Consider the following 8,389-nt stretch of genomic DNA (forward strand, 5'->3'; position numbering starts at 1 on the left):
TTGTTACTAATGGTCGGAATCAGCGTCGTCTTCCTCGCAGCTATCTTTACAGCTGGATACAACAGAAAACCTGAAGGTAATCAATAAGAGCCGAGATTCTCACGAATCCGGCTCTTTTTTATTTCAACCCAGCATATCCTTGTTGGCGGAGCGCCTCATAAACGATAATCGCCGCCGTGTTCGAGACGTTGAGCGATCGCACGAGGTTCGATTGCGGCAAGCGGATGCAACGGTCGAGGTTATTCTCGATCACTTCCATCGGCAACCCTTTCGTCTCGCGTCCGAAGACGAAGAAATAGTCTTTGTCGACCGCAGACACGTCGAGGTCACTCGGGTACTGTTCCCCGTACTTGGTAATGTAAAAGAACTCTCCGTCCGGGTGCTTGGCCCACAGTTCGTCAAGCGAATCGTGATACCGCACGTCGACGAACTGCCAATAATCGAGCCCGGCTCGTTTGAGCATTTTATCGTCTGTCGAAAAACCTAACGGACGAATCAAATGAAGCACCGAATTCGTCGCGGCACATGTGCGCGAGACGTTACCTGTATTCGCCGGGATTTCTGGTTGGAACATTACTACATGGATTGCCATAATCTACTCCTCACTTCACTTGTTCGAGATCAAGTAATCGTTGTTTTTGATGAATACCGCCACCGAAACCGGTCAGTTGTCCTCCGCTACCGATGACGCGGTGGCACGGGAAAATGACGGGCAACGGATTCCGGTTCAGTGCCTGGCCGACCGCACGAACCGCTTTTGGTCGTCCGATCTGTTCGGCGATTTGTTTGTACGTCCGCGTCTCTCCGAACGGGATCGTTAAGAGCGCATCCCATACTTCTTGCTGAAAGACGGTCCCGTTCATCTCGATCCACTCGCGGTCAGACGGTTGAAGCCCGTCTTGTTCGACACGCTCGATCAGTTCGGTCAGCCAAGCTGGTGCCGAACCATCATCCGCTTCCGTCTCCGCAAAGTCTAACGCACATAGCTTTCCATTGGCGTTCAATTCATAGCCTAATGTTCCCCATTTAGATGACACGGTCTTCATGACTCCACTCCTCTCGGAATAATCGAATCTCTTCATGTACGAGCTCCGACGTCTCCGTCGACTCGATCTGTTGATAAATCGTCTCGGCTTCGGCTCCAAGAATCGCCCCGATTGCCCAGACCGCTGTCGCCCGCATGTCTTCGCGCTCATCCTGTTGGATGAAGTCTTCGAGCACCGGCACGGCTGACGGTTCCCGATAATGGGCCAACGCTAGAATCGCATTTCGCTGAATCGGCTTTTTGCCGCGCCATGCGCCAGACAGATGGCCGAACTTCGCTTTGAACTCCCGATTGCTCAAGTTCAGTAACGGGACGAGCAACGGTTTGACGATTTCCGCTTCAGGAAGCAGTTCCTCATGATGGCGCCAATCCTTCTTCCGATTATACGGACAGACTTGTTGGCACGTGTCGCAACCGTAAAGCCGTCCACCGAGCTTCGAGCGGAACTCGCGTGGCATGAGCGTCTTCATTTGCGTCAAATAGGCGATACAACGTTTTGCGTCGAGCACACCCGGTTCGATAAGCGCCGTCGTCGGACATGCCGTCATGCATTTCGTACATTCTCCGCACCCGTCCTCAATCATCTCATCCGGTGGTAAGTATGTGTCCAGGATCATCTCGCCTAGATAGAGGTACGACCCCTTCTCGGGCGAAATGATGGAACAGTTCTTGCCGCTGAAGCCGATTCCGGCCCGTTCGGCCACCGCCCGATCGACAAGCTCTCCCGTATCGACCATCGAGCGTGTCCGGACGCCCGGGACGAGCTGTTCAATATACGCCTGCAATTGTTCGAGTCTCGAGCCAACAGCGCGATGGTAGTCGAGCCCCCACGATGCCCGGGCGAACAAACCGCGGCGCTCATCGGCCACACTACGCGGCGCGTCCTTCAATTTGCTCGGATACAAGATGGCGATTGCAATAATCGACTGCGCTTCTTCAAGTAACAGCGTCGGTGTCGTCCGTTTGTCCAAGTCAGGCTCCTCGAACCCCGAAGCGAATCCCTTTTCTTGTTGCTTCACGAGACGTTGCTTCATGACGATGAACGGGTCGGCCGTCGTCACTTTCAACTCGTCAATCCCAATCGTCGTCGCGTACGCCACAATCTTCTGTTTAAGTCTTTCCGGGCTCATCCCGTTCATCGAATCACCTCTTTCATGCCTATTTTCGCATACAAAAAATCTCCCCGCCAGTCGGCAGAGAGATGATGAAGCGGGTGAAGAGAATCGAACTCTCGTCATCAGCTTGGAAGGCTGAGGTTTTACCATTAAACTACACCCGCATGGTTCATATAAGTCGGCTGTAAAAGCGACTACAATCAATATACATCTATACCTTTCGGAAGTCAACACTTTTAAAGAAATTTCTTTGATGGCTTATCAAGTCTATATGTTTTTTGTCTGAGTACATCTAATTCCCTTATTTATCTTCTTTAAATCATATCTCAATATAAGATAGCTGTGGCGATATAAAAATATCCTGCCGACAAAGTCGGCAGGAATGTGCGTCACAACGATGACGTCTTCGGTTCCCGAAGCAAGTGCTTAATATCGCGGAACGTGACGAACGTCTTGTTCTGAGCATCGTACAGTTTGTAGCGTAGCGACTTCAAACTCGACCATAGACCAATCGTCGTCGCTTTTTGGAGCGGCGGCGTCGACGTATGGGCTTGTTCAAGGTTGTAGTTCGGTACACGCGGGCTCAAGTGATGAACATGGTGGAAACCGATATTCCCGGTTACCCACTGCAACACTTTCGGCAACTCATAATACGAGCTTCCCTCGATCGCAGCTTTCACGTAGTCCCACTCGCTCTCGTCTTCGAAATACGAGTCTTCGAACGTATGTTGCACGTAGAACAACCAGATTCCAAGGACACCGGCTGTGAACATCGTCGTCCCTTGAACGATCAAGAACGCTTTCCAACCGACGATTGCGATGACGAGCGCATAGAGCACGACGAGCGACACGTTGATGAGGTATGTGTTGTTCCGTTCTTTTTTACGCGCATCTTTCCGGTTGAAGCGGCTCGTGATAAGAATCAAGAACAACGGGCCGAGACCGAACATGACGAGCGGGTTACGGTATAGACGATACTGCAATCGAGTCCATCTCGATGCCTCGACGTATTCTTCAATCGTCATGACCCAAATGTCACCGACGCCACGTTTGTCCAAGTTACCACTCGAAGCATGGTGAATCGAATGCTCTCGTTTCCATTTCTCATATGGGAACAACGTTAGAATCCCCATAATCGTCCCGACGATGGCGTTCGCCTTTTTATTCTTGAAAAACGAACCGTGCGTACAGTCGTGGAAAATGATGAACATTCGGACGACGAAACCAGCTGCGACGATGGCGAGTGGAATGGTCAAGAAGACCGAGATTTGGAGCGCCTGATAGGCAAGAATCCAGGCGGCAAGAAACGGCAAGATTGTGTTGATCATCTGCCGGACACTCTTCTTCACATCGGCCTTTTCAAACGGCGAGACATGCTTTCGGAGTTGGGCGATTTTTTCTTTACTCATGTACAACTTCCTCCTCAATTGCAAATAGCGATGACGACAACAAAAATGAAATATGAAACCAAATACACTATGAGATTGACGAGCAACGTGACCGTCATTAGAATTTATTCATCATAAAATATTATTACCAGGTAATTATATCACATCACAGATGGAAAAACGTTCATTCAAAATGAGTTATCAAATCATTTTTTTGTTTCTTTTATCTATTTTTCCATATAAATTCCTTATATGGGATTAATGGTATTTGAAGTATGTTAAAATCCAACTATGTACAGATAGGAGGCAATGATATTGTTCAAAAAACTGAAACAGGTATTTACCCCGAAGCGACTCATCATCACGACGAGCGTCCTCATCTTGCTCATTCCAGTCTTTTGGATCAGCTACACGTTTTATAAAAACTTAAGTCAAGGTGTCGAGAATGAGAATCTTGATGACAAATACGCCAAACGCGTCAAAGAATTACAAATCGAAGTATCTAAAGAAGACCCATTAGACCGGAGAGGCAACTCCACCGCAAAGACTCGTGTTGAATTAGAGGTCTCTTTCAATGAAGAGAAACCAAGTCGAACTGAATTGATCAAAAGCATGCACTTGATGACACACCAAAAAATATCAGCCCGTTCTAAATGGGGTGCGATTCCAATGACACCAGACAATATACAACAGTCGACTGACTATTTGGAGCTCCTAAAAACTAAATTCAAAATTGGTGACAGTATGTACTCGGAATTGAAAACGATGCTCGATCACTGGTCACAAGGTGACTTCTCTCAAGCGGACAAGGAACAAGATCGTTTGTTGCACTTCCTCCAAGCAAACAGAGGATTCTCGAACGGATTGGCGACTGAGAACGAAGAAGAACTCTTTATCCTGAACAATTTCGGACCTGATTATTTAAATACTTTGGACGAAGCGACGTATACGTCATATGAAGAATCCTCTCCATGATGGTTCTTTTTTTCATGGATCCTAAAAAGCTCTAACCGAGGTTAGAGCTTACTGAGTCTTCGCTTAAGACTTTCTTGCGCTTCTGGCGGTAACAACCAGTTGAACCAACGTCCATGCCCATCCGTTTCGGCGAGCACGAACTCACTCTTTCTGCCGTCGATAATAAGATCGAGGTGGAGTAGCTTGTCTTGGACATTATTATAGATGTGACAGACGTCCCGGTACTCCCCGATACAGTCGACTTGACGCAAAAGCTCATACTTGGTTTCAAGTGGCATTTGATTCGCCACGTGTGTATGGAAGATACAGACGATGCTGTCCGTTTCAATCGAATCGACTCGTGTTTTTAATAATTGAACTCCATCCCCTTGAATCAACTCCAATGGTTGTGATCCGATCAACGCACTCGCCTGTTCAAATAGCTCGAGACGAGTTGTATGTTCCGGCCATATAAGCGACTTCAACCATAATTTTTCATCGTCATCGGTCAAATCGACGATATTCAAATCAAACCCGATTCGTTCCCGGACTGGAGGAAGCGGTAGATTCAGTCGAGGTCTTCCTTCGCCAATCACCTCCGCTGAAATCTCGAGGGATGACGTGACGTTCCCGACTAGTTCGCTGTCGTCATATCGATAGCTGTACTGGTCCCATAAGAGCTGTAGACCGGCGCTCGTACCAATCTCCACTAAAGACAACGGTTGCTTTGAGTATCTAGAAATCATACCGAACACTGGATATAAATACGCACACCGTCTCACTTCGTTCGTTTGAACGAGTCTCGTCTGTAAGAGAGCAACCAACTCAGTTTCATAAGTTGTGCAAAATTGCTGAAAACTCGGAAATAGTCCTTCATCTACCTCTTTCGCTTCAATGGCCACGCTTGGGTAATAGTCGCCTAATGGATGCTGGTGCCCACTCAAGAGCAGATAATGGACTGCTCCAAACAACAGGTTCGGAATAGGCTGTCCTGGATTGGCTTGCTCACATAATGTGAGAATCGACACGTCTGTCGCTATCTCGTTCGACAATGATTCATAAAGAACACTCGAACCTCTACACTCGTTTGCAGCAAATCTCATAAAAGCTTGAGCGATTTGATCTGTCGGCAATGTACTTCCCCCTTCATCCCCTTGCACAATCGTACACTCCTTGCTTATTCCTTACGCATCGCTCACTTCCCTTTATTTTTAAACTTTTACATACAAAAAAAAGACCCTAGCCTCAGCTAGGATCTACGGATACCGGTGGTCGGAGTCGAACCGACACTCCAGAGGAACACGATTTTGAGTCGTGCGCGTCTACCAATTCCGCCACACCGGCATATTATGTTGGAGGCGCCAGTCGGAATCGAACCGACGATAGAGGAGTTGCAGTCCTCTGCCTTACCACTTGGCTATGGCGCCAAATTTAATGGAGCGGAAGACGGGATTCGAACCCGCGACCCCGACCTTGGCAAGGTCGTATTCTACCACTGAACTACTTCCGCATAATGGCTGGGCTGGAAGGGATCGAACCTACGCATGTCGGAATCAAAATCCGATGCCTTACCACTTGGCTACAGCCCAATAAAATGGGGCGACTGAAGGGAATTGAACCCTCGAATGCCGGAATCACAATCCGGTGCGTTAACCACTTCGCCACAATCGCCATAATTATATTAGAAAGCAGGGGCAGCAGGAATCGAACCCGCGCTGACGGTTTTGGAGACCGTAGTTCTACCGCTAAACTATGCCCCTAAGTGGTGGGGGGGGGCGGATTCGAACCGCCGAACCCGAGGGAGCGGATTTACAGTCCGCCGCGTTTAGCCACTTCGCTACCCCCCCACATGGTGGCTTTGGACGGAATCGAACCGCCGACACAAGGATTTTCAGTCCTTTGCTCTACCAACTGAGCTACAAAGCCGTGTATGTAGTAATTTAATTGAAAAAATGGCGGTCCTGACGGGATTCGAACCCGCGATCTCCTGCGTGACAGGCAGGCATGTTAACCGCTACACCACAGGACCACACTAATTGCGGGGGCTGGATTTGAACCAACGACCTTCGGGTTATGAGCCCGACGAGCTACCAGACTGCTCCACCCCGCGACGATATAAAATTTAAATGGTGACCCGTACGGGATTCGAACCCGTGTTACCGCCGTGAAAGGGCGGTGTCTTAACCGCTTGACCAACGGGCCATACTATTGATTGAAAAACTGGCGGAGAGCAAGGGATTCGAACCCTTGAGACGGTTTTGCCGCCTACACGAATTCCAATCGTGCTCCTTCGGCCACTCGGACAGCTCTCCAAAAAGAGAAAAGTGGCTCCGCAAGTAGGATTTGAACCTACGACCTACCGGTTAACAGCCGGTTGCTCTACCACTGAGCTATTGCGGAACGATCTTGCCTGGCAGCGTCCTATCCTCACAGGGGGAGACCCCCAACTACTTTCGGCGCTGAAGCGCTTAACTTCCGTGTTCGGCATGGGAACGGGTGTGGCCGCTTCGCTATCGCCACCAGACAAGTATTATATTAACATTATTTAGTCATAACGTCAATATTTTTTAAGAGATTGTTCTCTCAAAACTGAAGACTCATCAATTCATACAAACCTTAGACTAGATCAAAGCCTCGACCGATTAGTATCATTCAGCTCCACACGTCGCCGTGCTTCCACCCATGACCTATCTACCTCATCGTCTCTGAGGGGTCTTTCTTGATTGCTCAAAGGGAAATCTCATCTCGGAGGGGGCTTCATGCTTAGATGCTTTCAGCACTTATCCCGTCCGCACGTAGCTACCCAGCGATGCTCCTGGCGGAACAACTGGTACACCAGCGGTGCGTCCATCCCGGTCCTCTCGTACTAAGGACAGCTCTCCTCAAATTTCCTGCGCCCACGACGGATAGGGACCGAACTGTCTCACGACGTTCTGAACCCAGCTCGCGTACCGCTTTAATGGGCGAACAGCCCAACCCTTGGGACCTACTCCAGCCCCAGGATGCGATGAGCCGACATCGAGGTGCCAAACCTCCCCGTCGATGTGGACTCTTGGGGGAGATCAGCCTGTTATCCCCAGGGTAGCTTTTATCCGTTGAGCGATGGCCCTTCCATGCGGAACCACCGGATCACTAAGCCCGACTTTCGTCCCTGCTCGACTTGTAGGTCTCGCAGTCAAGCTCCCTTCTGCCTTTGCACTCTTCGAATGATTTCCAACCATTCTGAGGGAACCTTTGGGCGCCTCCGTTACTGTTTAGGAGGCGACCGCCCCAGTCAAACTACCCACCTGACACGGTCCTCCAGCCGGATCACGGCTGCGAGTTAGAGACTCTATACGCAAAGGGTGGTATCCCAAGGGTGTCTCCACCGAAGCTGGCGCTCCGGCTTCACAAACTCCCACCTATCCTGTACATCGCGTACAAAGCCTCAATATCAGGCTGTAGTAAAGCTCCATGGGGTCTTTCCGTCCTGTCGCGGGTAACCTGCATCTTCACAGGTACTATGATTTCACCGGGTCTCTCGTTGAGACAGTGCCCAAATCGTTACGCCTTTCGTGCGGGTCGGAACTTACCCGACAAGGAATTTCGCTACCTTAGGACCGTTATAGTTACGGCCGCCGTTTACTGGGGCTTCGGTTCAGTGCTTCTCTTGCGATGACACATCCCCTTAACCTTCCAGCACCGGGCAGGCGTCAGCCCCTATACTTCATCTTGCGATTTAGCAGAGACCTGTGTTTTTGCTAAACAGTCGTTTGGGCCTATTCACTGCGGCTTATGTTGCCATAAGCGTCCCTTCTCCCGAAGTTACGGGACCATTTTGCCGAGTTCCTTAACGAGAGTTATCCCGCGCGTCTTAGAATTCTCATCTCGCCTACCTGTGTCGGTTT

At 49.6% G+C, this 8,389-nt stretch carries 6 protein-coding genes, 14 tRNA genes and 2 rRNA genes (1 of these 22 only partly in view); 1 reads left to right on the top strand and 21 read right to left on the bottom strand.

What is annotated here, in order from left to right; genetic code table 11:
- Nucleotides 1-118: 118 nt before the first annotated feature.
- The 5 genes from trmL to desA all read right to left on the bottom strand — a co-directional run bounded on the left by trmL (nt 119) and on the right by desA (nt 3,569).
- Nucleotides 119-592 (bottom strand): tRNA (uridine(34)/cytosine(34)/5-carboxymethylaminomethyluridine(34)-2'-O)-methyltransferase TrmL, encoded by a 474-nt coding sequence (gene trmL, locus ACZ2GZ_RS12005; RefSeq protein WP_021066740.1) that lies wholly within the window; start codon nt 590-592, stop codon nt 119-121.
- Nucleotides 593-602: 10 nt separating this feature from the next.
- On the bottom strand, nt 603-1,046 hold the full coding sequence (locus ACZ2GZ_RS12010) for a methylated-DNA--[protein]-cysteine S-methyltransferase (protein WP_214714060.1): 444 nt from the start codon (nt 1,044-1,046) through the stop codon (nt 603-605).
- Nucleotides 1,027-2,175: a tRNA epoxyqueuosine(34) reductase QueG gene (gene queG, locus ACZ2GZ_RS12015; RefSeq protein ID WP_029595997.1), complete on the bottom strand. Its 1,149-nt coding sequence runs from the start codon at nt 2,173-2,175 to the stop codon at nt 1,027-1,029. The genes ACZ2GZ_RS12010 and queG overlap by 20 nt, the downstream gene beginning before the upstream one ends.
- A 78-nt stretch (nt 2,176-2,253) precedes the next feature.
- Nucleotides 2,254-2,324, bottom strand: a tRNA-Gly gene (locus ACZ2GZ_RS12020).
- Nucleotides 2,325-2,549: 225 nt separating this feature from the next.
- Nucleotides 2,550-3,569: a Delta(5) desaturase DesA gene (desA, locus tag ACZ2GZ_RS12025; RefSeq protein WP_214714062.1), complete on the bottom strand. Its 1,020-nt coding sequence runs from the start codon at nt 3,567-3,569 to the stop codon at nt 2,550-2,552.
- 294 nt (nt 3,570-3,863) lie between these two features.
- Between desA and ACZ2GZ_RS12030 the strand changes: the two genes are divergently transcribed.
- On the top strand, nt 3,864-4,523 hold the full coding sequence (locus ACZ2GZ_RS12030; protein ID WP_214714064.1) for a DUF6241 domain-containing protein: 660 nt from the start codon (nt 3,864-3,866) through the stop codon (nt 4,521-4,523).
- A 41-nt stretch (nt 4,524-4,564) separates the two neighbouring features.
- Here ACZ2GZ_RS12030 and ACZ2GZ_RS12035 read toward each other — a convergent pair whose 3' ends face one another.
- The 16 genes from ACZ2GZ_RS12035 to ACZ2GZ_RS12110 form a co-directional block, all read right to left on the bottom strand.
- The gene (locus ACZ2GZ_RS12035; protein ID WP_214714094.1) at nt 4,565-5,605 is read right to left on the bottom strand and encodes a DUF2332 domain-containing protein; all 1,041 of its coding nucleotides are present in this window, start codon (nt 5,603-5,605) and stop codon (nt 4,565-4,567) included.
- Between the two features lie 160 nt (nt 5,606-5,765).
- Nucleotides 5,766-5,846, bottom strand: a tRNA-Leu gene (locus ACZ2GZ_RS12040).
- Nucleotides 5,847-5,855: 9 nt separating this feature from the next.
- A tRNA-Cys gene (locus tag ACZ2GZ_RS12045) sits at nt 5,856-5,929 on the bottom strand.
- Between the two features lie 8 nt (nt 5,930-5,937).
- A tRNA-Gly gene (locus ACZ2GZ_RS12050) sits at nt 5,938-6,012 on the bottom strand.
- Nucleotides 6,013-6,016: 4 nt separating this feature from the next.
- Nucleotides 6,017-6,091, bottom strand: a tRNA-Gln gene (locus ACZ2GZ_RS12055).
- Nucleotides 6,092-6,097: 6 nt separating this feature from the next.
- Nucleotides 6,098-6,173: transfer RNA gene (locus ACZ2GZ_RS12060), tRNA-His, on the bottom strand.
- Between the two features lie 18 nt (nt 6,174-6,191).
- Nucleotides 6,192-6,262, bottom strand: a tRNA-Trp gene (locus ACZ2GZ_RS12065).
- Nucleotides 6,263-6,265: 3 nt separating this feature from the next.
- Nucleotides 6,266-6,349: transfer RNA gene (locus ACZ2GZ_RS12070), tRNA-Tyr, on the bottom strand.
- A gap of 3 nt (nt 6,350-6,352) precedes the next feature.
- Nucleotides 6,353-6,428, bottom strand: a tRNA-Phe gene (locus ACZ2GZ_RS12075).
- Nucleotides 6,429-6,455: 27 nt separating this feature from the next.
- Nucleotides 6,456-6,531 (bottom strand) — tRNA-Asp (locus tag ACZ2GZ_RS12080).
- Nucleotides 6,532-6,538: 7 nt separating this feature from the next.
- Nucleotides 6,539-6,612, bottom strand: a tRNA-Met gene (locus ACZ2GZ_RS12085).
- Between the two features lie 17 nt (nt 6,613-6,629).
- Nucleotides 6,630-6,704, bottom strand: a tRNA-Glu gene (locus ACZ2GZ_RS12090).
- 19 nt (nt 6,705-6,723) lie between these two features.
- Nucleotides 6,724-6,814, bottom strand: a tRNA-Ser gene (locus tag ACZ2GZ_RS12095).
- Between the two features lie 13 nt (nt 6,815-6,827).
- Nucleotides 6,828-6,902, bottom strand: a tRNA-Asn gene (locus ACZ2GZ_RS12100).
- Between the two features lie 8 nt (nt 6,903-6,910).
- Nucleotides 6,911-7,026 (bottom strand): 5S ribosomal RNA (gene rrf, locus ACZ2GZ_RS12105).
- A 98-nt stretch (nt 7,027-7,124) separates the two neighbouring features.
- Nucleotides 7,125-8,389 (bottom strand): 23S ribosomal RNA (locus ACZ2GZ_RS12110); it runs 1,649 nt beyond the window's last position.

It is taken from the genome of Exiguobacterium sp. KKT215 (assembly GCF_055635335.1).

Bases quoted from the DNA above. Each gene is read 5' to 3' on its own strand.
- trmL (WP_021066740.1), bottom strand. From the start codon at position 592: ATGGCAATCCATGTAGTAATGTTCCAACCAGAAATCCCGGCGAATACA.
- ACZ2GZ_RS12010 (WP_214714060.1), bottom strand. From the start codon at position 1,046: ATGAAGACCGTGTCATCTAAATGGGGAACATTAGGCTATGAATTGAAC.
- queG (WP_029595997.1), bottom strand. From the start codon at position 2,175: ATGAGCCCGGAAAGACTTAAACAGAAGATTGTGGCGTACGCGACGACG.
- desA (WP_214714062.1), bottom strand. From the start codon at position 3,569: ATGAGTAAAGAAAAAATCGCCCAACTCCGAAAGCATGTCTCGCCGTTT.
- ACZ2GZ_RS12035 (WP_214714094.1), bottom strand. From the start codon at position 5,605: ATGAGATTTGCTGCAAACGAGTGTAGAGGTTCGAGTGTTCTTTATGAA.